This is a genomic window from Variovorax sp. GW821-FHT09D07 (assembly GCF_059416345.1).
In genome coordinates this window covers 162,636-181,484 of record NZ_JBWKOY010000007.1, presented here as the reverse complement: position 1 = coordinate 181,484, position 18,849 = coordinate 162,636, and the positions used below count along the sequence as shown (strand labels likewise).

Sequence of the window (18,849 nt, the reverse complement as noted above, 5' to 3'; positions counted from 1 at the left end):
AGACCAACCATGCGCATGAAGAACACCCTCCCCGCCCTCGCCAGCCTCGGCTGCGTGCTGCTGGTCGCCGGCTGCGGCATGCTGCCCGACAAGCCGGCGCGCGCCACGCTGTACGACTTCGGCCCCGGTCTTTCGGCCGCCGCACCTGCCGCCGCTGCCGCGCCGGCCACCGCGCTGCCGGCGCTGTCCCTCGCGGAGTTCGACAGCAACACGCGCCTGGACGGCACGCAGATCCTGTACCGCCTGGGCTACGCCGACGCCAACGAGCTGCGCCCCTACGGCCAGTCGCGCTGGAGCCTGCCGCCCGCGCAGCTGCTGCGCCAGCGGCTGCGCGACACGCTGGCCGAGCGCCGCACCGTGCTCGGCCCCGAAGAGAGCGCGACGCTCGCGCGCACCGAGGGCATCGTGCCCGACACGCTGCGCATCTCGCTCGACGAGTTCAGCCACTACTTCGACGCGCCCGCCAGCAGCACGGGCCTGGTGCGCCTGCGCGCCACGCTGGTCCGCACCGCCACCGGCGGCGACCGCGTGATGGGCCAGCGCACCTTCACCGTGCGCCGCCCCGCCGCCAGCGCCGACGCGCCCGGCGGCGTGAAGGCGCTCATCGCGGCGAGCGACGCGGCCATGGCCGAGGTCGTGCAGTGGGTCGACCAGCTGCAACAGCAGGAGCCGCCGCAGCCGCGCACGGCGGCGCCGCGGCGCTGAACCGTCGGCGACCTGCTTTTCTCTTCTTTCCAACCAACCCTGAGGAGACCCGTCCCATGAACGCAACGCGCATCGTCGGCATCCTGCTGGTCGTGGCCGGCATCGCCGGGCTCGGCCTGGGCGGCTTCAGCTTCACCAAGGAAACGCACCAGGCCAAGCTGGGCCCGCTGGAGTTCTCGGTGAAGGAAAAACAGACCGTCAACATCCCGGCCTGGGCCGGCGTGGCAGCGATCGTGGTGGGCGGCGCGCTGGTGCTGCTGGGTGGCAAGAAGGGCTGAGCGCCCGACCACCACCATGGCCGACGCCTTCGTGCCGCTGGAAGGCGGCTGCACCTGCCGGCAGGTGCGCTACCGCCTGAACGCCCCGCCGCTGTTCGTGCACTGCTGCCACTGCCGCTGGTGCCAGCGCGAGACGGGCTCGTCCTTCGCGCTCAACGCGCTCATCGAACCCGAGCATGTGCAGGTGCTGCAGGGCGCGGTCGATCTGGTGCTCACGCCCTCGGCCAGCGGACGCGGCCAGACCTACGCGCGCTGCCCGGCCTGCCATGTCGCGCTGTGGAGCCACTACGCAGGCGCCGGCGACGCCGTGAGCTTCATCCGCGTGGGCACGCTCGACACGCCCGACCGGCTGCCGCCGGACCTGCACATCTTCACGATGTCCAAGCAGCCGTGGGTGGTGCTGCCGCCCGGCGCAGCGGCGGTGCACGAGTACTACGACCGCAAGGACTACTGGCCCGCCGAGAGCCTCGCGCGCTGGCGCGTGCTGCGCGAGAAGATGCGGGCCGGCTAGCGCTTCAGTCGCCGACCATGCCGGCGACCAACTTCGGCAACAGGTCTTCCGACGCCCCCCGCAACACCACCGCCGCCGCATCGTCCAGGTGCGGCAGCGGCTCGATGTTGAGCGTGACCAGCCGCGCACCGCGCGCCATCGCCAGCTTGGGCAGTTCGGCCGCCGGGTAGACGATGGTGGTGCTGCCGACCACCAGGAACAGGTCGGACTCCTGCGCGGCCACCTGCGCGTCGAGCAGCACGCCGGCGTTCAGCATCTCGCCGAACATGACCACATCGGGCCGCGCGTGCGAGCCGCAGCGCAGGCAGCGGTGAAAGGGCCACGGGCCGCTGCGGTTGCCGCAGTGGTCGCAGCGCCAGCGGCGCAGCGAGCCGTGCAGCTCCAGCACATCCTGCCCGCCGGCCTTGCCGAGCAGGCCGTCGACGTTCTGCGTGATGAGCCGGGTCGCAGGGCGCAGCCGCTGCAGTTGCGCGAGCGCGAGGTGGCCGGGGTTGGGCGACGCAGTCTCGATCAGCGACAGGCGCTGGGCCCAGAACTTCGTGAAGCCGCCCGGGTCGCGCGCGAGGTCGTCGGCATGCGAGAACTTGAGCGCGCTCTGGCTCATCCACAGGCCGTCGGCGTCGCGGTAGGTCGGGATGCCCGAGGCCTTGGACAAGCCCGCGCCCGAGAAGACCACGATGCGCCGCGCGCCGCGCAGCAGCGCGACGGTGCGGTCGATGCGCAGCGCGAGGTCGTCGGAGGAAGAAGAAGACGTGGAAGACAAGGCGGAAGAAAACAGGGTCATCGATCGGAAACGGAGGGAACCACGGCGCCGGTGGCGCTCGCGCCCAGGCGCTGCGACACCGTGCCCGCGCAGGCCTTGAGTGCGCGCGCGATCTCGCCGTCCCAGGCGGTGTGGAAGATGCCGGCCGGGCCGATGGCGGTCACGGCCAGCACGATGGCGCCCGTGTGGTCGAACACGGGCGCGGCCATGGCGCTCACGCCCTCGATCACCTCGCCGTCGGAGCGGCTGATGCCGTGGTCGCGCACTTCCTGGCACTGGCGTTCGAAGTCGCTCCACGAGGGCAGCGGCTGCACCGGCGGCATGCCGGCCGGCGGCGCGGGCTCGGCGGCGCCCTTGCGCTGCTTCTGGCGCTGGCGCTCGTCCTCGAGCTGCGCGCGCACCACCGCCGGGTCGAGGTAGGCGGCGAAGACGCGGCCCGAGGCCGTGTTGGTGAGCGAGAACACGGTGCCGTGGCGCATGTTCACGTGCACCGGCGAGGGCGACTCGGCCGTGCGCACGATGGTCGCGCCGCGCGCGCCCCACACGGCCAGCGCCACGGTGTGGCCGATCTGCTGCGCGAGCTGGCCGATCAGCGGCGTGGCGATGTGCACCGGGTCGGCCTGCTGCAGGCTGATCAGCCCCAGTTGCAAGGCCAGCGGGCCGAGCAGATAGTGGCCGCTGGCGCGGTCCTGCTCGATGAGGCCCAGCCGGCCGAAGCTCACCATGTACGGGTGGGCCTTGGCGGCCGTCATGTCCGCTTCGCGGGCAAGGTCTTTGAGCGCCATCGGGCGGCCGTGGTGCACCAGCGCGCGCAGCAGCTGCCCGCCGACTTCGATGCTCTGGATGCCGCGCTGGGCGCGGTCGGTGTCAGTCGCTGCCATGGCCGCCTTGCCGTCTGGTTGTTCGTTCATGAAGAAGGCATTAGACATGAACTGATCTCGGGCTTACACTCCGCGCATTCGTTATCTGCAAACTCGTTCGCCTTAAACGAATAAGGCGAATCCCAAAACCACCCCACCGGAGACACACGATGAGCCAAGCCAAGAAATTCGCCAGCCAGGCCGACCTGGAAGAAAAGAAGATCACCTTCAGCCAGATCTCGGAGCACGCCTGGGCCTACACGGCCGAGGGCGACCCCAACACCGGGATCATCATTGGCGACGACTGCGTGCTGGTGGCCGACACCCAGGCCACGCCCGCGATGGCCGCCGACGTGGTGCGCCGCATCCGCGAAGTGACCGACAAGCCCATCAAGTACGTGGTGCTCACCCACTACCACGCGGTGCGCGTGCTGGGCGCGGCGGGCTACGGCGCCGAACACATCCTGGCCAGCCAGGACACGCGCGACCTGATCGTGGAGCGCGGCGAGGAAGACAAGGCCAGCGAAATCGGCCGCTTCCCGCGCCTGTTCCAGAACGTGGAGACGGTGCCCCCGGGCCTGACCTGGCCCACCATGACCTTCACCGGCAAGATGACGCTGTGGCTGGGCAAGCTCGAAGTGCAGCTGCTGCAGCTGGGCCGCGGCCACACCAAGGGCGACACGGTCGTCTGGCTGCCCCAGGAGCGCGCGCTGCTGTCGGGCGACCTGGTCGAGTTCGGCGCCACGCCGTACGCCGGCGACGCCTACTTCCAGGACTGGCCGCAGACGCTGGACAACATCGCCGCCCTGAAGCCCCTGGCCCTGGTGCCGGGCCGCGGCGCCGCGCTGACCACGCCCGAAGCCGTGGCCGAGGGCCTGAACGGCACGCGGGCCTTCATCTCCGACGTGTACGCCAGCGTGCAGGAAGGCGTGAAGGCCGGCCGCGACCTGAACGCGGTCTACAAGGAAACCTACGCGAAGCTGCAGCCCAAGTACCAGCAGTGGGTCATCTTCGACCACTGCATGCCCTTCGACGTGAGCCGCGCCTACGACGAGGCCTCGGGCCACGCCGACCCGCGCGTGTGGACGGCCCAGCGCGACATCGACATGTGGAAGGCCCTGGAAGGCTGATCACGCCGCGACCTTCCCCCGCGCGGGGAAGGCGACGGGAACGACAAGGACACGGAGACACCACGTGATCGACTATCAAAGCCTGCGCTTCGACTACACCCGCCACGCCGACCAGGACGCCGCCGCGCCCGCCCGCCACCCCGTGGTGGTCGTGGGTGCCGGCCCGGTGGGCCTCACGCTCGCCATCGACCTCGCCCTGCGCCAGATTCCCGTGGTGCTGCTCGACAACGACAACAGCCTGTCCAGCGGGTCGCGCGCGATCTGCTTCGCCAAGCGCACGCTCGAGGTGTTCGACCGCCTCGGCTGCGGCGACCGCATGGTGGACAAGGGCGTGTCGTGGAACGTCGGCAAGGTGTTCTTCCATGACGAGCAGGTCTACCGCTTCGACCTGCTGCCCGAGCCCGGCCACGAGCGCCCGGCCTTCATCAACCTGCAGCAGTACTACGTCGAGGGCTACCTCGTCGAACGCGCCGCGGCGCTGCCGCTGATCGACCTGCGCTGGAACAACAAGGTGACGGGCATCGAGCAAGGCGAGGATGGCGCAGTGCTCACGGTCGAAACGCCCGAGGGCGAGTACCGCCTGCAGGCCGGCTACGTGGCCGCCTGCGACGGCTCGCGCTCCAACCTGCGCCAGATGCTGGGGCAGGAGGCCAAGGGCCGCGTGTTCCGCGACCGCTTCCTGATCGCCGACATCACGATGGACGCGCAGCTGCCCACCGAGCGCCGCTTCTGGTTCGACCCCTCGTTCCACCCCGGCCAGAGCGTGCTGCTGCACAAGCAGGCCGACGGCATGTGGCGCGTCGACTTCCAGCTCGGCTGGGACGCCGACCCGGTGGAAGAGCGCAAGCCCGAGCGCATCACGCCGCGCGTGCGCGCGCTGCTGGACAGCATCGGCTTCGAAGGCGTGCAGTTCCAGATCGGCTGGGCCAGCGTCTACACCTTCGCCTGCCAGCGCATGGAGCGCTTCCGCCACGGCCGCGTGCTGTTCGCGGGCGACTCGGCGCACGGCGTGTCGCCCTTCGGTGCGCGCGGCGCCAACTCGGGCGTGCAGGACGCCGACAACCTCGCCTGGAAACTCGCGGCCGTGCTGGCCGGCGACGCGCCCGATGCGCTGCTCGACAGCTACGCCAGCGAGCGCGAATACGCGGCCGACGAGAACATCCGCAATTCGACGCGCGCCACCGACTTCATCACGCCCAAGAGCGAGGTGAGCCGCCTCTTCCGCGACGCGGTGCTCGAGCTGACCAAGCGCCACGCCTTCGCGCGCTCGCTGGTCAACAGCGGGCGGCTGTCGGTGGCCACGGTGCTGCGCGACTCGCCGCTCAACACGCCCGATGCCGACACCTTCGCCGGCGCGATGGTGCCCGGCGCCGTCGCGGCCGACGCGCCCGTGCGGCGCGCCGACGGCAGCACCGGCTGGCTGCTGCGCGAATGCCATGTGGCGCGCTTCACCGCGCTGGTGTTCGGCACCGGCGACGCCGCCGAGCGCAGCCTGCAGGCGTTGAAGAGCAGCGACCTCGCGCTGCATGTGGTGCGCGTGGAAGGCACCGGCGCCGACACCGAACTCGCCACGCAGCGCTACGACGCGCAGCCCGGCACCGTCTACCTGCTGCGGCCCGACCAGCACGTGTGCGCGCGCTGGCGCCACCCCACGGCAGCGAACCTGCGCACGGCCCTCGACCACGCACTGGCAAAGGCATGACTCCGATGCAACCGCAACTGATCACCACGCCGAACCTCGAAGCGCCCGACGATTTCTACGAGGCGCTCATCGAGGCCCACCAGGGGCTTTCCACCGAGGAAAGCCACGCCTTCAACGCACGGCTCGTGCTCGTGCTGGCCAACCACGTCGGCTCGCTGGCCGTGCTGCGCGAAGCCTTCGACGCGGCGCGCGCCGGCTGAGCCCCGCACACTTCCACCTCATCGCGATTTTCGAAAGAGAAGCCCATGACCCAAGCAACACTCGCCTCCGAACGGCGCTACCAGAGCGGCTTCGGCAATGAATACGCCTCCGAGGCCGTGCCCGGTGCGCTGCCGCAAGGCCGCAACAACCCGCAGCGCGGCCCCTTCGACCTGTACACCGAGCTGCTCTCGGGCACCGCCTTCACGGCACCACGCCACGAGAACCGCCGCACCTGGCTGTACCGCCGCCAACCCTCGGTGGTGTCGGGCCGCTACCAGCCCTACGCGCAGGCGCACTGGACCACCGGCGCCGACCGCGAGATCGCGCTGCCGCCGGAGCCGATGCGCTGGGGCCCGTTGCCGTTGGACGGCGCGGCCGACGTCGACTTCATCGACGGCATGCACACGCTGGCCGCCAACGGCGATGCCGAATCGCAGGTCGGCATCGGCTCGCTGATGTACCTGGCGGGGCGCTCGATGGAGAAGCGCGCCTTCGTCAACGCCGACGGCGAAATGCTGATCGTGCCGCAGCAGGGCCGCCTCGTGATCACGACCGAGCTCGGCGTGCTCGACGTCAAGCCCGGCGAGATCGCGGTGCTGCCGCGCGGCATGGTCTTCAAGGTCGCGCTGCCCGACGGCCTCTCTCGCGGCTATGTCTGCGAGAACTACGGCGCGCATTTCCGCCTGCCCGAGCTGGGCCCGATCGGCTCCAACGGCCTGGCCAACGCACGCGACTTCCAGGCGCCCGTGGCGGCCTTCGAGGAAGACGGCGGCGCCTACGAGCTCGTCAAGAAATTCGGCGGCCGCTTCTGGAAGGCGCCGACCAAGCAGTCGCCCTTCAACGTGGTCGCCTGGCACGGCAACCTCGCGCCGGTGAAGTACGACACGGCGCACTTCATGGTCATCGGCTCGATCAGCTTCGACCATCCCGATCCCTCGATCTTCACCGTGCTGACCTCGCCGAGCGACACCCCCGGCACGGCCAACTGCGACTTCGTGATCTTCCCGCCGCGCTGGATGGTGATGGAAAACACCTTCCGCCCGCCCTGGTTCCACCGCAACCTCATGAGCGAGTTCATGGGCCTGGTGCTCGGCGAGTACGACGCCAAGCCGGGCGGCTTCAAGCCCGGCGGCGCGAGCCTGCACAACTGCATGGTGCCGCACGGGCCCGACGAGGAAGCCTTCGACAAGGCCACGCACGCCGACCTCAAGCCGCACAAGCTGGACAACACGCTGGCCTTCATGTTCGAGAGCCGCTACCGTTTCATCCCGACGAACTTCGCGCTGCAAAGCCCGGCGCTCGACACCGACTACACCGACTGCTGGGCAGGGTTGAAGGACCAATTCAAGGCATGACGCACGCTCTCACCCTCACCCGCCGCGCCGCGGCCCTCGCGCTGCTGGCCGCGCCCCTGCTGGCGCACGCGGCCGACTTTCCGGCCAAGCCCATCAAGTTCATCGTGCCCTACACGGCCGGCGGCACCACCGACCTCGTGGCGCGCACCGTGGGCCAGAAGGTGTCGGAGAAGCTGGGCCAGCCCGTGCTCATCGACAACCGCGGCGGCGCGGGCGGCAACATCGGCATGGACGCCGTGGCCAAGGCCGCGCCCGACGGCTACACGATCGGCTTCGGCGCCATCTCGACCAACGCGCTGAACCCGCACATCTACAAGTCGATGGCCTTCGACCCGCGCAAGGACTTCACGGCCATCAGCCTGCTGGGCATGTCGACCATCGTGCTCGAAGTGCCCGCAAGTTCGGCCATCAAGACCGTGCCCGAGCTCATCGCCGCCGCGAAGAAGAACCCCGGCCTGCCTTACGCCACCGCGGGCGCCGGCACCTCGATGAACCTGGCCGGCGTGATGTTCGCGCAGATGACCGGCACCGAGCTCACGCACGTGGCCTACAAGGGCAGCGGCCCGGCCATCACCGACATGCTGGGCAACACCATCGGCGTGATGTTCGACAACCTGCCGGCGTCGCTGCCGCACATCCAGGCCGGCAAGCTGCGCGCGCTGGCGGTGGCGGGCTCCACGCGCTCGCCCTCGCTGCCCGACGTGCCGACGATGGCCGAAGCGGGCCTCAAGGGCTATGCGCTGGAGCCGTGGTTCGGCGTGTATGGCCCGGCAAAGCTGCCGGCGCCGATCGTGAAGGCGCTGAACGAAGCCTTCGTCGAAGCGCTCGCCATGCCCGACGTGAAGGCCAAGCTGCAGCAGGCCGGCTTCTCGCCGCGCGGCTCGAGCGCGCAGGAGCTCACCACGCTCACCGACACCGAATACAAGCGCCTGGGCGACGTCGCCAAAAAAGCGGGCATGACCGCAGACTGATCCGATTCAAGAACCGAAAGACCTCCATGACCGCACTCAACGCCACCCACGACCCGAAGCTGCGCAGCTGGGTCGCCGCCGCCAACGTGGCCGGCACCGACTTCCCGATCCAGAACCTGCCCTTCGGCCGCTTCCGCGCCGCCGGCAGCAGCGAGGCCTTCCGCATCGGCGTGGCCATCGGCGACCAGATCCTCGACCTGCGCGCCACCGGCCTCATCGACACCGACGACATGAACGTGCTGATGAACGCCTCGGTGAAAGACCGCCAGGCCCTGCGCGCCGCGATCTCCGCGGGCCTCGCCGAAGGCAGTGGCCAGCAGGCCGCATGGTCGAAGGCCCTGCTGGCGCAGGCCCAGGCCGAGATGACCGTGCCCTGCCGCATCGGCGACTACACCGACTTCTACACGGGCATCCACCACGCCACCACCATCGGCAAGCTGTTCCGTCCCGACCAGCCGCTGATGCCCAACTACAAGTGGGTGCCCATCGGTTATCACGGCCGCGCCTCGTCGATCGGCGTGAGCGGTCAGACCTTCAAGCGCCCGCAGGGCCAGACCAAGGCGCCCGACGCCGTGGCGCCGAGCTTCGGCCCCTCGAAGCGGCTCGACTACGAACTGGAGCTGGGCTTCCTCGTGGGCCGCGGCAATGCGCTGGGCGAACCCATCGCCATCGGCGATGCCGAAGACCACCTGTTCGGCGTGACCCTGCTCAACGACTGGTCGGCGCGCGACCTGCAGGCCTGGGAATACCAGCCGCTGGGCCCGTTCCTGGCCAAGAACTTCGCCAGCACGCTGTCGCCCTGGATCGTGACGACCGAAGCGCTGGCGCCGTTCCGCGCGAAGTTCGAGCGTCCCGCCGAAGACCCGCAACCGCTGCCCTACCTCGATGCGCCCTCGAACCGCGCCAGCGGCGCGCTCGACATCACGCTCGAAGTGCTGTTGCAGACCGCGAAGATGCGCGCCGACGGCGTGGCGCCCGTGCGCCTCACGCTGGGCAACACCACCGAGGCCGCCTACTGGACCGCCGCGCAGCTCATCACGCACCACACGGTGAACGGCTGCAACCTGCAGCCCGGCGACCTGCTGGGCTCGGGCACGCTGTCGGGCCCGCAGCCCGACCAGGCCGGCTCGCTGATGGAACTCACGCTGGGCGGCAAGCAGCCGGTCACGCTGCCGAACGGCGAGAAGCGCACCTTCCTGGAAGATGGCGACACGCTGGTGATGCGCGGCTGGTGCGAGCGCGAAGGCGCGGTGCGCATCGGCCTGGGTGAAGTCGCCGGGACGGTGGTCTGACCCTGGCTTAAGAGACGGTGCGCCCCGGGGGGGCGCCTGTCAGGGCGTCGGCGCCGCCGACGATGCCGCGCCCGCCGGTGCCGGCACCGCGGCCGCCGCGGGCCAGGCCACCTCGCTGGCCACGCGCGGCTTGCCCATCGGCGCGCCCGCGCGGCCGATGCGCACGGCGGCCATGTCGGCCTCGCTCGGGTACTGGTCCATGAGCCAGTAGTCGAACACGCGGCGCGCGAGAGGCGCCGCAGCGCCCGCGCCCCAGCCGGCGTTCTCGACGATGACGGCGAGCGCGATCTTCGGGTTGTTGGCCGGTGCGTAGGCCATGAACAGCGCGTGGTCGCGCTGGTGTTCTTCGAGCGCGCGCGCGTTGTACTTGGTGTTCTTGGCCTGCGTCACGGCCTGCGCCGTGCCGGTCTTGCCGGCCGCCTGGTAGCCCGCGCCCGCGAACACGCCGCGCGCGGTGCCGCTGGTGACCACGCTGGTCAGGCCCTCGCGGATCACCGCCACGTTGGCCGCCGTGTAGCCCAGGTTCTCGGCCGGCGGCTGCGGCAGCGGCACGACCTGCCCGCTGACCGTGTTGCGCATCGCCAGCGCCAGGTGCGGCCGGTGCTTCATGCCGCCGTCGGCCACGATGGCCGTGGCCTGCGCCAGCTGCAGCATGGTGAAGGCGTTGTAGCCCTGGCCGATGCCCAGCGAGATGGTCTCGCCCGCGTACCACTTCTTCTGCTCGGGCCGCTTGTAGGCGTTGCGCTTCCATTCGGTGCTGGGCAGCACGCCGCGCACCTCGCCGCCCAGGTCGATGCCGGTGATCTGGCCGAAGCCCATCGGCTTCATGAAGTCGTGGATCAGGTCCACGCCCATCTCGTTGGCCAGCGAGTAGTAGTAGATGTTGCTCGACACCTGGATCGAGCGGCGCATGTCGACGCCGCCCAGGTAGCCCTCGGGGCTGCCGAAGCGGTGGCCGCCGAAGTTGAAGTAGCCGGGGTCGTTCACCACCACGCTGGCGGCACGCTTGCCGGTCTGCAGCGCCGCCAGCGCCATGAAGGGCTTGTAGGTGGAGCCCGGCGGGTAGGTGCCGCGCAGCGCGCGGTTGAGCAGCGGCTTGTCGATCGATTCGGTGAGCGCCTGCCAGCTCTCGGTGTCGATGCCCTCGACGAAGAGGTTGGGGTCGAAGGTGGGCTTGCTCACGAAGGCCAGCACCTCGCCGGTCTTGGGGTCGATGGCCACGAGCGCGCCGCGCCGGTCGCCATACATGTCTTCCACCAGCTTCTGCAGCTTGATGTCCAGCGACAGCATGACGGTGTTGCCCGGCGTGGCCGGGTGGCTGGCGAGCCGGCGCACGGCGCGCCCGCCGGCCGAGGTTTCCATCTGCTCGACGCCGGTCTGGCCGTGCAGCATCTTCTCGTAGCTCTGCTCGATGCCCAGCTTGCCGATGTAGTCGGTGCCTTTGTAGTTGGCCTGGTCTTCCTCGTCCCAGTCTTCCATCGCAGTCTTTTCGCGCTGGTTGATGCGGCCGATGTAGCCCAGCACGTGCGAGGCCAGCTCGCCCTGCGGGTAGTTGCGGAACAGGCGCGCCTTGATCTCCACGCCCGGGAAGCGGTAGCGCTGCGCCGCGAAGCGCGCCACTTCCTCGTCGCTCAGGCGGGTGCGGATCGGAATGGAGTCGAAGCTGCGCGAGTCTTCGCGCAGGCGCTTGAAGCGGCGGCGGTCGCGCGGCGACACCTCGAGCACGCTGGTCAGGCTGTTGATGGTCTCCTCGACGTCACCGACCTTGGAGGGCGTGATCTCCAGCGTGTAGGCCGAGTAGTTGGAGGCCAGCACGATGCCGTTGCGGTCGAGGATGAGCCCCCGGTTCGGCACCACCGGCACCACGGCCGTGCGGTTGCTCTCGGCCTGCTCGGCCAGGTCGGCATGGCGCACGACCTGCAGGTAGACCAGCCGCGAGCCCAGCAGGCTGAAGGCGAACAGCACCGCCAGGCCGATGACGATCACGCGGCGCTTGAAGCGCGCCAGGTCGGCGGCAACGTTGCGGATTTCGGTCATGGCGTCAGGAAGCTTAGGCGTGCGCAGGTGCGATGGCAAATGCGACGGGCGGCCGCCGCCGGGCCGCCCCAAGGCGGGCCGCGCCTCCCCCTCGGGGGGTGGAGTTACACGCAGCGAAGCGAAGTGAAAAGCCGGGGGGCACCATGACTAGAGGGGGCGGTTCTCGTCGGGTTCGGGCGTGCGACGCTGGGGCGCCAGCAGCAGCGCGGTGGCCAGCGGCCACAGCGCCGCCTCGAGGGCCGGCGAGACCAGCACGCCCCAGCCCGGGAACACGCCGCCGCCGATCATGCGCGTGATCACCTCGATGAACTGCGACAACGCAAACAGCGGCAGCACCTGCAGCGCCTGCGAGAGCACCGGGTACCACAGCAGGCGCCGGTGGATCATGATCGCGAAGAAGCCCAGCGTGGTGTAGGACAGCGCATGCTGGCCCAGCATCGACGACTGGTGCACGTCCATGAGCAGGCCGAACATGAAGGCCGCGCCGATGCCCACGCGCGCGGGCTGGTGCACGCCCCAGAACACGATCACCAGCGCCAGCAGGTCGGGCATCCAGGCGGCGCGGCCGATGGGGATCATGTTGACCAGCAGCGCCACGAGCAGGCTGGTCCACATGAAGACGGGGCTGACGGGCAGCAAGAGCTGCTGCTGGCCGGGGCGCTTGATCATCGCGTGGCTCCCGACGGTTTCTTCTCGTTCTTGCCGGCGCCCGGCTTGCCTTCGGGGCGCTTGCGCTGGGTGGACGCGGCCTCGACGTGCGGCGGCGCCACCGGGGCGCCGGACGGTTCGAGCACCAGCACGTAGCGCGCCGCGGTCACGCGGGCCAGCGGCACGCAGTAGATGCGCGCGAAGGCCGAGTCGGCGCGGCGCTCGATGCGTTCGATCTTCGCCACCGGCAGGCCGGCCGGGTAGATGCCGTCGACGCCGCTGGTGGACAGCAGGTCGCCCTCCTGCAGGTCGGCGTTGGCGGCCATGAAGCGCAGCTCCATGCCGCCGCCGTGCGCCGAGGCGTCGCCGAAGGCCACGCTGCGCACGCCGGTGCGGGTGTTCTGCACGGGAATGGCCAGGTCGCGGTCGATCACCAGCGTGACCTCGCTCGTGAAGGGCAGCACCTGCGTCACCTGACCCAGCACGCCGCGCGCGTCGATCACCGGCGAGCCGGCGGCCACGCCTTGGGCGAGGCCCTGGTCGATGACGATCTTGCGCGTGTAGGGGTCGGCCGCGTCGTACAGCACCTCGGCCGGGCGGCCCGGCGTGGTGGTGGTCTGGCGCAGCTCGAGCAGCTCGCGCAGGCGGGCGTTGTCCTGTGCCAGCGTGTCGGCGCGGCTGGCGGTCTCGGCCTGCAGCATCAGGGCCTTGCGGGCCTCGTCTTCGTTGCGCTGCGCGGTCTGCAGCTCTTCGAAGTAGCGGCTGCCGCCCATCACCAGCATGACCGGCTTGAGCGCCGCCATCTGCACCGGATAGAGCACCGCGCCGATGGCCGAGCGGATCGGCTTCACGAGGTGAAAGCGTGCGTCGGCGACCATGAGGAAGAGCGAGAGCGCGCCGAAGAAGATCAGCTTGCTGAGTGCCGATTGCCCCTGGTTGAACAGGGGTGGCGCTGTGCGATCGAGCGTGCCCAGAGGCATGTAGTCAGACCCGGCGGTGGTGCGGCATCAAATAACAAAAAGCCGGCCTGCGCAAGCAGAGGCCGGCCGATGATGGCTTTCGCCTTTTACTCGCTCGTGAAGATGCTGCCCAGACGGTCCATGCGCTCCAGGGCGATGCCGCAGCCGCGCACCACGCAGGTCAGCGGGTCTTCGGCCACGAGCACCGGCAGGCCGGTTTCCTCGGCGAGCAGGCGGTCGAGGTCGCGCAGCAGCGCGCCGCCGCCGGTGAGCATCATGCCGCGCTCGGCGATGTCGGCGCCCAGTTCGGGAGGCGTCTGTTCCAGCGCGTTCTTCACGGCCGAGACGATGTTGTTCAGGGGGTCGGTCAGGGCTTCCAGCACTTCGTTGCTGCTGATGGTGAAGCTGCGCGGCACGCCTTCGGAGAGGTTGCGGCCCTTGACTTCCATTTCCTTGACTTCGGAGCCCGGGAAGGCCGAGCCGATGTTCTTCTTGATGACTTCGGCCGTCGGTTCGCCGATCAGCATGCCGTAGTTGCGGCGGATGTAGTTGATGATGGCTTCGTCGAAGCGGTCACCGCCCACACGGACCGAACCCTTGTAGACCATGCCGCCCAGCGAGATCACGCCCACTTCGGTGGTGCCGCCGCCGATGTCCACCACCATCGAGCCCGAGGCTTCGCTGACGGGCAGGCCGGCGCCGATGGCCGCGGCCATGGGTTCTTCGATGAGGTAGACGGCGGTGGCGCCGGCGGCTTCGGCCGCGTCCTTGATGGCGCGGCGCTCGACCTGGGTCGAGCCGCAGGGCACGCAGATGATGATGCGCGGGCTCGGCGTGAGCAGCGTGCGCGGGTGCACCATCTTGATGAACTGCTTGATCATCTGCTCGGTGATCACGAAGTCGGCAATGACGCCGTCCTTCATCGGGCGAATGGCCTCGATGTTGCCGGGCACCTTGCCCAGCATGGCCTTGGCTTCGCGGCCGACGGCCTGGATCACCTTCTTGCCATGGGGGCCGCCTTCGTGGCGGATCGCGACCACGGAGGGCTCGTCCAGCACGATGCCCTTGTTGCGGGCGAAGATCAGGGTGTTGGCGGTGCCGAGGTCGATCGCCAGGTCGGTGGAGAAGTACCGACGGAAAGCTCCAAACATGTGCGGAATCCTCTGAGCACGGCCTGCGCATCGGCAGGTCGTCGCTCTATTTTTGGGTCGTTTGACGGGGTGAATTGATCGTTTTTGGCGCAAAAGCCGGCGCGTTCGCGGGGGTTGCGGCAAAGGCGGGATAATAACCGAATCCCCTCTGAATCCCGTGTCGGCACCCTCTTCGGCGTGCGATTGCCTCCGGTTTTTTCGACCCGTCAGCCATCTATGTCTCTTTCCGCTTCCGATATTGCACGCATCGCCTCCCTGGCGCGGCTGCAGCTTGCCCCAGATGAAAGCGAGCGCATGCTCACTCAAATCAACGGCTTCTTCGATCTGGTCGAACGCATGCGCGCGGTCGACACCACCGGCGTCGAGCCGCTGGCGCACCCCGTGGCCGCGCTCGAAGACGTGACGCTGCGCCTGCGCGACGACGTCGTGAGCGAGCCGAACAACCGCGAAGCCAACCAGAAGAGCGCCCCGGCCGTCGAAGCCGGCCTGTTCCTCGTGCCCAAGGTGATCGAATGATGAGCGGCGAGCAACTGCACCAGATGGGCGTGGTCGCCCTGGCCAAGGCCCTGGCCGAGCGCAAGGTTTCGGCCGTCGAGGCCTCGCAGGCGTTTCTCGGCCGCATGAAGGCCCACGAATCGCTCGGCACCTTTGTCGACGTCAACGAAGAAGTCACGCTGGCCCAGGCCCGCGCGGCCGACGCGCTCATCGCCAAGGGCAACGCGCCCGCGCTGGCCGGCGTTCCGATCGCGCACAAGGACATCTTCGTCACCACCGATTTCGCCACCACCGCCGGCTCGAAGATGCTCGCGGGCTACCGCTCGCCCTTCGACGCGACCGTGGTGCGCCGCCTGGCCGAAGCCGGCGCGGTCACGTTGGGCAAGCTCAGCTGCGACGAGTTCGCGATGGGCTCGGCCAACGAGAACGTCGCCGTGCCCGCCGTGGGCCACGACCAGGCCGTGCCGGTGCGCAACCCCTGGAACCTGGAACGCATTCCGGGCGGCTCGTCGGGCGCCAGCGCGGCGGCCGTCGCGGCACGCCTGGCCCCTGCGGCCACCGGCACCGACACCGGCGGCTCGATCCGCCAGCCCGCTTCGTTCTGCGGCATCACCGGCATCAAGCCGACCTACGGGCGCGCCTCGCGCTACGGCATGGTAGCCTTCGCCTCCAGCCTCGACCAGGCCGGCCCGATGGCCCGCTCGGCCGAAGACTGCGCGCTGCTGCTGTCGGCCTTCTGCGGCCCCGACCTCGACCGCGATTCGACCTCGCTCGACAAGCCCGCCGAAGACTTCGGCTGCTCGCTGAACGACTCGCTCGAAGGCCTGCGCATCGGCGTGCCCAAGGAGTTCTTCGGCGACGGCGTGGCGCCCGGCGTGCGCGCCGCCATCGACGCGGCGCTCGCGCAGTACGAGAAGCTCGGCGCCAAGCGCGTCGAGGTCTCGCTGCCGCGCACCGAGCTGTCGATTCCCGTGTACTACATCCTGGCCGCGGCCGAAGCCTCGAGCAACCTGAGCCGCTTCGACGGCGTCAAGTTCGGCCACCGCGCCAAGCAGTACAAGGACCTGGCCGAGATGTACGAACGCACGCGCGCCGAAGGCTTCGGCGACGAGGTGAAGCGCCGCATCATGATCGGCACCTACGTGCTCTCGCACGGCTACTACGACGCCTACTACCTGCAAGCGCAGAAAGTGCGCCGCATGATCGCGGACGACTTCCAGCAGGCGCTGACGCAGTGCGACGTGATCGCCGGCCCCGCCGCACCGACCACCGCCTGGAAGATCGGCGAACACGGCGACGACCCCGTGGCCGACTACCTCGCCGACATCTTCACGCTGCCCGCATCGCTCGCAGGCCTTCCGGGCATGAGCGTGCCCGCGGGCTTCGATGGCGGCATGCCCGTGGGCCTGCAGCTGATCGGCAACTACTTCGGCGAAGCGAAGCTGCTCAACGCAGCGCACCGCTTCCAGCAAGCCACCGACTGGCACACGCGCACGCCGGAGGGCTTCTGACATGAGCGAGACCGTGAACACATTCGAAGCACAACAACAAGGCCGTCCGACCGGCCCGCTGGTGCGCGGCTATGAAGTCATCATCGGCTTCGAGACGCACGCCCAACTGTCGACCGCGAGCAAGATCTTCAGCCGCGCCTCCACGGCCTTCGGCGCCGAGCCCAACACGCAGGCCTGCGCGGTCGACTTGGCACTGCCCGGCACGCTGCCCGTGATGAACAAGGGCGCGGTCGAACGCGCCATCAAGCTGGGCCTGGCGCTGGGCTCGCACATCGCGCCGCGCAGCGTGTTCGCGCGCAAGAACTACTTCTACCCCGACCTGCCCAAGGGCTACCAGATCAGCCAGTTCGAGATCCCGGTGGTGCAAGGCGGCGCGGTGTCGTTCTTCCTCGGCGAAGAAAAGAAGACCGTGCGCCTGGTGCGCGCCCACCTCGAGGAAGACGCGGGCAAGTCGCTGCACGAAGACTTCATCGGCCAGAGCGGCATCGACCTGAACCGCGCCGGCACGCCGCTGCTCGAGATCGTGACCGAGCCCGACATGCGCTCCACCGCCGAGGCCGTGGCCTATGCGAAGGAGCTGCACAAGATCGTCACGTGGATCGGCATCTGCGACGGCAACATGCAGGAAGGCAGCTTCCGCTGCGACGCCAACGTGTCGGTTCGCAAGCCCGGCGACAAGCTCGGCACGCGCCGCGAGATCAAGAACCTGAACAGCTTCAAGTTCATGCAGCAGGCGATCGACTACGAGATCAACTCGCAGATCGACGAGCTCGAAGAAGGCCGCGCCATCGAACAGGCCACCGTGCTGTTCGACCCCGCCACCGGCGAGACGCGCACCATGCGCACCAAGGAAGACGCGGCCGACTACCGCTACTTCCCCGACCCGGACCTGCCGCCCCTCGTGGTGGCTGCCGAGTGGATCGAGCGCGTGCGCGCCACCATGCCCGAGCTGCCGCGCGCCACGGCCGAGCGCTATGTGCGTGACCACGGCCTGTCGGAATACGACGCCGCGCAACTCACGCAGAGCACGGCACTCGCACGCTACTTCGATGATGCCGTGGCAGCTGGCGCCACGCCGAAACTCGCGAGCAACTGGATCACCGGCGAAATGGCGCGCCGCCTGAACGCCAATGGGGCAAGTGTCAGTGATTCACCGGTTCAAGCGGTTGCGCTCGCTGGTCTTATCAGGCACATCTCTTCTGGTGCCATAAGCAATAGCGCGGCGCGCCAAGTCTTTGATGCACTTTGGAATCGCGAGTTGAACCCTACCTTGGTCGGGGGAAGCTTTGAGCAGATGGATGCGATGTTTACGGCGTACTTCGAGGCCAAAGGTCTGACGCAAATGAACGACGCCGGCGCGCTCGACAAGATCCTCGACGAGGTGATTGCCAAGAACGCGAAGAACGTCGAGGAATACCGCGGTGGCAAGGAAAAGGCGCTCAACGGCCTCGTGGGCCAGGTCATGAAGGCCAGCGGGGGCAAGGCCAACCCTGCGCAGGTCACCGAGCTGCTGAAAGCCAAGCTGGGCTGATCGCGAACGAGCCCCGGGGCCTTGCGCCAGGCCCCGGCGGGTTCGTTCAGCGCGGGTTGCCGCCGTTCTGCGGCGACCAGAGCGTCTTCAGGCGCCCGCGCTCTTCGTCGAAGCGCGCATTCACACGCTTCTTCTCGTCTTCCTGCTCCGTGATGAAGCGGTTCTGCACGGCCACGCTCTGCGTGTTGTCCTCGATGCGGCGGCGCACGGCGCCGGGCGCCTTGCTCGTGTCCTGCTTGTAGAACTCGAGCTCCTCGTCGATCTTCTTGCGGTCGTCGGCAAGCTCGACGAGGCGCTTCTTCGCGGCCTGGATCACGGCATCGATCTGCGACAGGGCCTCGACGCGCTCGCGGTCGTGCGTGGTGGCGTTGGGGTAGCGCACCAGCAGCGCGCGCTCGCGGCGGCGCTCGTCGATGAGCCGTGCGGCCTGGATGGCGGCTTCGCGCGCGCGGTCCTCGCGCTCCTGCTGCTCGCGCGCCGTGTAGGTCGGCTCCAGCTTGCGGCGCACCGTGCCGCTCGGGCCCAGTTCGCGCTGCTCGCGGTCGCTGCACTCGGCGATCGGCCGGTCGGCCGTGAGCGTGCGCCCGCGCGCATCGACGCAGGTGTAGATGCCGACACCGGGCCCGTCCGTCCTGGCGGGCTGGGCCAGCGCCGTTGCGCACGACGACAGGGCCGCCAGGCCCAGCCACAGCGACGCCACGGCGGCAGCGGAAGAGGGTTCGCGCGCGGGGCGTCGCATCGGCGCTGCG

The 18,849-nt window shown here is 69.2% G+C and carries 19 protein-coding genes; 12 read left to right on the top strand and 7 right to left on the bottom strand.

The features are described from left to right. Nucleotides 1-15: 15 nt before the first annotated feature. The 3 genes from AC07OX_RS23665 to AC07OX_RS23655 are packed head-to-tail and all read left to right on the top strand — an operon-like array spanning nucleotide 16 to nucleotide 1,494. Nucleotides 16-705, top strand: a complete 690-nt coding sequence (locus tag AC07OX_RS23665; protein WP_235926907.1) for an ABC-type transport auxiliary lipoprotein family protein — start codon at nucleotides 16-18, stop codon at nucleotides 703-705. Between the two features lie 56 nt (nucleotides 706-761). Next, entirely contained in the window at nucleotides 762-983 is a 222-nt protein-coding gene (locus tag AC07OX_RS23660) for a hypothetical protein (RefSeq protein WP_062472741.1), read from the top strand. A gap of 16 nt (nucleotides 984-999) precedes the next feature. Further along, a complete protein-coding gene (locus tag AC07OX_RS23655) occupies nucleotides 1,000-1,494 on the top strand; it encodes a GFA family protein (RefSeq protein WP_354345319.1) in 495 nt (164 codons plus the stop codon). A 4-nt stretch (nucleotides 1,495-1,498) separates the two neighbouring features. Here the strand turns inward: AC07OX_RS23655 and AC07OX_RS23650 are convergent, their stop codons facing one another. Together AC07OX_RS23650 and AC07OX_RS23645 are read right to left on the bottom strand one after the other, a co-directional pair. Beyond that, nucleotides 1,499-2,278, bottom strand: coding sequence for an SIR2 family NAD-dependent protein deacylase (locus tag AC07OX_RS23650; RefSeq protein ID WP_495262083.1), 780 nt, complete (start codon nucleotides 2,276-2,278; stop codon nucleotides 1,499-1,501). Next, nucleotides 2,275-3,138 carry an IclR family transcriptional regulator gene (locus AC07OX_RS23645; RefSeq protein ID WP_062472735.1) on the bottom strand — a complete coding sequence of 288 codons (864 nt, stop codon included), beginning with the start codon at nucleotides 3,136-3,138 and terminating at the stop codon, nucleotides 2,275-2,277. The genes AC07OX_RS23650 and AC07OX_RS23645 overlap by 4 nt, the downstream gene beginning before the upstream one ends. A 149-nt stretch (nucleotides 3,139-3,287) precedes the next feature. Here AC07OX_RS23645 and AC07OX_RS23640 point away from each other — a divergent pair, with 149 nt between their 5' ends. The 6 genes from AC07OX_RS23640 to fahA all read left to right on the top strand — a co-directional run bounded on the left by AC07OX_RS23640 (nucleotide 3,288) and on the right by fahA (nucleotide 9,768). Next, nucleotides 3,288-4,247 carry an MBL fold metallo-hydrolase gene (locus AC07OX_RS23640; RefSeq protein ID WP_062472733.1) on the top strand — a complete coding sequence of 320 codons (960 nt, stop codon included), beginning with the start codon at nucleotides 3,288-3,290 and terminating at the stop codon, nucleotides 4,245-4,247. 64 nt (nucleotides 4,248-4,311) lie between these two features. Continuing rightward, on the top strand, nucleotides 4,312-5,949 hold the full coding sequence (locus AC07OX_RS23635; protein ID WP_495262082.1) for an FAD-dependent oxidoreductase: 1,638 nt from the start codon (nucleotides 4,312-4,314) through the stop codon (nucleotides 5,947-5,949). Nucleotides 5,950-5,954: 5 nt separating this feature from the next. Continuing rightward, complete coding sequence (locus tag AC07OX_RS23630) at nucleotides 5,955-6,149, top strand: DUF2783 domain-containing protein (protein WP_062472729.1); 195 nt, start codon at nucleotides 5,955-5,957, stop codon at nucleotides 6,147-6,149. Nucleotides 6,150-6,194: 45 nt separating this feature from the next. After that, nucleotides 6,195-7,505 (top strand): homogentisate 1,2-dioxygenase, encoded by a 1,311-nt coding sequence (gene hmgA, locus AC07OX_RS23625; protein ID WP_495262081.1) that lies wholly within the window; start codon nucleotides 6,195-6,197, stop codon nucleotides 7,503-7,505. Then, a complete protein-coding gene (locus AC07OX_RS23620; RefSeq protein ID WP_495262080.1) occupies nucleotides 7,502-8,476 on the top strand; it encodes a Bug family tripartite tricarboxylate transporter substrate binding protein in 975 nt (324 codons plus the stop codon). Before hmgA ends, AC07OX_RS23620 begins: the two co-directional genes overlap by 4 nt. Before the next feature lie 26 nt (nucleotides 8,477-8,502). Next, nucleotides 8,503-9,768, top strand: coding sequence for a fumarylacetoacetase (gene fahA, locus AC07OX_RS23615; protein WP_495262079.1), 1,266 nt, complete (start codon nucleotides 8,503-8,505; stop codon nucleotides 9,766-9,768). Nucleotides 9,769-9,807: 39 nt separating this feature from the next. On the opposite strand, the gene mrdA is transcribed toward fahA, so the two are convergent. The 4 genes from mrdA to AC07OX_RS23595 all read right to left on the bottom strand — a co-directional run bounded on the left by mrdA (nucleotide 9,808) and on the right by AC07OX_RS23595 (nucleotide 14,563). After that, nucleotides 9,808-11,805 (bottom strand): penicillin-binding protein 2, encoded by a 1,998-nt coding sequence (gene mrdA / locus AC07OX_RS23610; protein ID WP_062472723.1) that lies wholly within the window; start codon nucleotides 11,803-11,805, stop codon nucleotides 9,808-9,810. Nucleotides 11,806-11,952: 147 nt separating this feature from the next. Next, the gene (mreD, locus tag AC07OX_RS23605; protein WP_062472721.1) at nucleotides 11,953-12,474 is read right to left on the bottom strand and encodes a rod shape-determining protein MreD; all 522 of its coding nucleotides are present in this window, start codon (nucleotides 12,472-12,474) and stop codon (nucleotides 11,953-11,955) included. Continuing rightward, on the bottom strand, nucleotides 12,471-13,433 hold the full coding sequence (gene mreC, locus AC07OX_RS23600) for a rod shape-determining protein MreC (RefSeq protein WP_062472719.1): 963 nt from the start codon (nucleotides 13,431-13,433) through the stop codon (nucleotides 12,471-12,473). The genes mreD and mreC overlap by 4 nt, the downstream gene beginning before the upstream one ends. Before the next feature lie 86 nt (nucleotides 13,434-13,519). Then, nucleotides 13,520-14,563 carry a rod shape-determining protein gene (locus AC07OX_RS23595; protein WP_056583929.1) on the bottom strand — a complete coding sequence of 348 codons (1,044 nt, stop codon included), beginning with the start codon at nucleotides 14,561-14,563 and terminating at the stop codon, nucleotides 13,520-13,522. 216 nt (nucleotides 14,564-14,779) lie between these two features. Here AC07OX_RS23595 and gatC point away from each other — a divergent pair, with 216 nt between their 5' ends. Genes gatC through gatB form a run of 3 tightly spaced genes read left to right on the top strand, consistent with a single transcriptional unit; the run spans nucleotide 14,780 to nucleotide 18,100 of the window. Continuing rightward, nucleotides 14,780-15,079, top strand: a complete 300-nt coding sequence (gene gatC / locus AC07OX_RS23590; RefSeq protein ID WP_056583926.1) for an Asp-tRNA(Asn)/Glu-tRNA(Gln) amidotransferase subunit GatC — start codon at nucleotides 14,780-14,782, stop codon at nucleotides 15,077-15,079. Beyond that, the gene (gene gatA, locus AC07OX_RS23585; RefSeq protein WP_495262078.1) at nucleotides 15,079-16,569 is read left to right on the top strand and encodes an Asp-tRNA(Asn)/Glu-tRNA(Gln) amidotransferase subunit GatA; all 1,491 of its coding nucleotides are present in this window, start codon (nucleotides 15,079-15,081) and stop codon (nucleotides 16,567-16,569) included. The genes gatC and gatA overlap by 1 nt, the downstream gene beginning before the upstream one ends. Nucleotide 16,570: 1 nt before the next feature. After that, nucleotides 16,571-18,100, top strand: coding sequence for an Asp-tRNA(Asn)/Glu-tRNA(Gln) amidotransferase subunit GatB (gene gatB, locus AC07OX_RS23580; RefSeq protein WP_495262077.1), 1,530 nt, complete (start codon nucleotides 16,571-16,573; stop codon nucleotides 18,098-18,100). A 46-nt stretch (nucleotides 18,101-18,146) separates the two neighbouring features. Here gatB and AC07OX_RS23575 read toward each other — a convergent pair whose 3' ends face one another. Then, nucleotides 18,147-18,839 carry a DUF4124 domain-containing protein gene (locus AC07OX_RS23575; RefSeq protein ID WP_495262076.1) on the bottom strand — a complete coding sequence of 231 codons (693 nt, stop codon included), beginning with the start codon at nucleotides 18,837-18,839 and terminating at the stop codon, nucleotides 18,147-18,149. Between the last annotated feature and the right edge of the window lie 10 nt (nucleotides 18,840-18,849).

Bases quoted from the DNA above. Each gene is read 5' to 3' on its own strand.
- AC07OX_RS23575 (WP_495262076.1), bottom strand. From the start codon at position 18,839: ATGCGACGCCCCGCGCGCGAACCCTCTTCCGCTGCCGCCGTGGCGTCG.
- AC07OX_RS23640 (WP_062472733.1), top strand. From the start codon at position 3,288: ATGAGCCAAGCCAAGAAATTCGCCAGCCAGGCCGACCTGGAAGAAAAG.
- AC07OX_RS23595 (WP_056583929.1), bottom strand. From the start codon at position 14,563: ATGTTTGGAGCTTTCCGTCGGTACTTCTCCACCGACCTGGCGATCGAC.
- AC07OX_RS23645 (WP_062472735.1), bottom strand. From the start codon at position 3,138: ATGGCAGCGACTGACACCGACCGCGCCCAGCGCGGCATCCAGAGCATC.
- AC07OX_RS23665 (WP_235926907.1), top strand. From the start codon at position 16: ATGAAGAACACCCTCCCCGCCCTCGCCAGCCTCGGCTGCGTGCTGCTG.
- fahA (WP_495262079.1), top strand. From the start codon at position 8,503: ATGACCGCACTCAACGCCACCCACGACCCGAAGCTGCGCAGCTGGGTC.
- mreC (WP_062472719.1), bottom strand. From the start codon at position 13,433: ATGCCTCTGGGCACGCTCGATCGCACAGCGCCACCCCTGTTCAACCAG.
- AC07OX_RS23650 (WP_495262083.1), bottom strand. From the start codon at position 2,278: ATGACCCTGTTTTCTTCCGCCTTGTCTTCCACGTCTTCTTCTTCCTCC.
- gatA (WP_495262078.1), top strand. From the start codon at position 15,079: ATGAGCGGCGAGCAACTGCACCAGATGGGCGTGGTCGCCCTGGCCAAG.
- gatB (WP_495262077.1), top strand. From the start codon at position 16,571: ATGAGCGAGACCGTGAACACATTCGAAGCACAACAACAAGGCCGTCCG.
- AC07OX_RS23630 (WP_062472729.1), top strand. From the start codon at position 5,955: ATGCAACCGCAACTGATCACCACGCCGAACCTCGAAGCGCCCGACGAT.
- hmgA (WP_495262081.1), top strand. From the start codon at position 6,195: ATGACCCAAGCAACACTCGCCTCCGAACGGCGCTACCAGAGCGGCTTC.
- mreD (WP_062472721.1), bottom strand. From the start codon at position 12,474: ATGATCAAGCGCCCCGGCCAGCAGCAGCTCTTGCTGCCCGTCAGCCCC.
- AC07OX_RS23660 (WP_062472741.1), top strand. From the start codon at position 762: ATGAACGCAACGCGCATCGTCGGCATCCTGCTGGTCGTGGCCGGCATC.
- gatC (WP_056583926.1), top strand. From the start codon at position 14,780: ATGTCTCTTTCCGCTTCCGATATTGCACGCATCGCCTCCCTGGCGCGG.
- AC07OX_RS23655 (WP_354345319.1), top strand. From the start codon at position 1,000: ATGGCCGACGCCTTCGTGCCGCTGGAAGGCGGCTGCACCTGCCGGCAG.
- AC07OX_RS23620 (WP_495262080.1), top strand. From the start codon at position 7,502: ATGACGCACGCTCTCACCCTCACCCGCCGCGCCGCGGCCCTCGCGCTG.
- mrdA (WP_062472723.1), bottom strand. From the start codon at position 11,805: ATGACCGAAATCCGCAACGTTGCCGCCGACCTGGCGCGCTTCAAGCGC.